This is a genomic window from Embleya sp. NPDC025285 (genome assembly GCF_055558835.1).
This window is the reverse complement of sequence record NZ_JBVHLU010000270.1, coordinates 1-2,136: the sequence shown is the minus strand read 5'-3', so window position 1 is coordinate 2,136 and position 2,136 is coordinate 1. Positions and strand designations below refer to the sequence as shown.

1 protein-coding gene is annotated in these 2,136 nt (G+C 72.9%); it reads left to right on the top strand.

Features of this window, described 5'->3' with window-relative positions:
• Window positions 1-2,136: acyltransferase domain-containing protein (locus ACZ4FV_RS52120; protein ID WP_465328492.1), on the top strand; the 2,136-nt coding region annotated here is incomplete at both ends.

Here is a 2,136-nt window from a genome sequence, read left to right as displayed (position 1 = left end):
GTGTTGTCGTTGGAGGACGCGTGCCGGCTGGTGGTGGCGCGTGGTGGGTTGATGCAGGCGTTGCCGGTCGGTGGTGCGATGGCGGCGATCGGTGCGGCCGAGGCGGATGTTCTGCCGTTGCTGGCGGGGCGGGAAGACGTCGTCGGTGTCGCGGCGATCAACGGCCCGACGTCGGTGGTGGTTTCCGGTGCCGAGGAGGTGGTTTCCGAAGTCGCGGCCCATTTCGAGGGGTTGGGGCGTCGGGTGCGGCGGCTGCGGGTCAGTCACGCGTTCCACTCGCCGCTGATGGATCCGATGCTCGACGAGTTTCGCGGCGTGGTCGACGAACTCGCCTACGGCCGAGCCGAGTCCGACTACCTGTCGACGGTCGAGGCCGACGGTGACTGGACCGATCCCGAGTACTGGGTGCGTCACGTCCGGCAGCCGGTGCGCTTCCACGACGCGATCGTCGCGCTCGAGGCGCGAGGCGTCGCGGCGTTCGTGGAGCTCGGCCCCGACGGTGCGCTGACCGCGCTGATCCGGGGCGGACTCGACGCCGCCGACGACGCGGTGACCGTGGTGCCGGTCCTGCGCAAGGACCGTGCCGAGGCGGAGAGCGCGCTGTCCGCGCTGGCGACCCTGCATGTGCGCGACGTGGTACCGGACATCCGCTGGGACACCTTCCACCCGGGGGCCCGTCGGGTGGACCTGCCCACCTACGCGTTCCGGCACCACCACTACTGGCTGGACCTGTCCGCCGCCGGGAACACCGACGCGGCGGGCCTGGGACTGGCCCCGCTCGGGCATGCGCTCCTCGGTGCGGCGGCAGAACGCGCCGACGGCGGTGGCGTGTTGTTCACCGGCCGACTGTCCCTGCGCACCCATCCGTGGCTGGCCGACCACGTGGTGATGGACACGGTGCTGCTACCCGGAACCGCCTACGTGGAACTGGCGGTACGGGCCGGCGACGAGGTGGGTTGCGGCCTGCTCGAGGAACTGACCCTGGAAGCACCGCTGATCGTTCCGGAGCGCGGCGCGGTGGTCGTGCAGCTCTGGGTCGACGGACCCCAGGACTCCGGGCGTCGCACGTTCGGCCTGTATTCCCGGGCGGAAGAGGACGGCGGCGAGCCCGCCTGGCAGCGGCACGCCACCGGCACCCTCGCCCAGGCGGTGGAGCCTGCCGAGATCGACGCCGAACCGCTCGGCGAGTGGCCGCCGGCCGACGCGGAGGGGGTGGACCTGGACGGCTTCTACGAGCGGCTGGCCGCGCTCGGCTACGGATACGGTCCGACCTTCCGGGGCCTGCGGGCCGCCTGGCGCCGGGGCGACGACATTCTGGCCGAGGTCGCGCTGCCCGAGGACGCGTCCGTCGCCGGATTCGGCATGCACCCCGCGCTGCTCGACGCCACGCTGCACGCGACCTTCCTCCAGTCGGCGGCGGACGGACTGCGGATCGGCCAGGGCGCGCTGCCCTTCGCCTGGGAATCCGTCGTGCTCCAGGCCGGCGGTGCCTCCTCGGTCCGGGTCCGGGTGTCGCCGATCGGCGACAGCGCGGTGTCCATCACCGTCACCGACCCGACCGGCCGCCCGGTGATCTCGGTGCGCTCGCTGGTGCTGCGCCCGATGTCCGCCGACGGGCTCCGGGAACGGCGGCCCGCGCACCGGGACGCGCTCTTCCGCGTGGACCGGGTGCCCACCGTGCTGGGCACGGCGGACCCCGCGACCGTGGCCTCGACGCCGCTGCGCTGCTCGGACCTGGCCACGGTGCGCGAGGCGGGTGCGTATGTACTCGACGCGCTCCAGCGGCACCTGGCGGATCCGAGCGCACCGCCACTGGTCGTGGTGACGTGTGGTGCGGTCGGGGATCCGGTGCAGGGCGCGGTGTGGGGTCTGGTGCGGTCGGCGCAGTCGGAGCATCCGGGTCGGTTCGTGTTGTTGGACGTGGACACGCCGGAGACGGCGTCGGCGGAGTTGGTGGCCGCCGTGGTGGCGTCGGGCGAGCCGCAGGTGTTCGTGGCGGAGGGTGCGGCGAGTGTGCCGCGCCTGGCGCGGATGGTGCCTGCCGTGGACGCTGCCGGGCCTGATTGGGGTTCGGGGTCGGTGTTGGTGACGGGTGGTACCGGGAGTCTGGGTGGGTTGGTGGCTCGGCATCTGGTG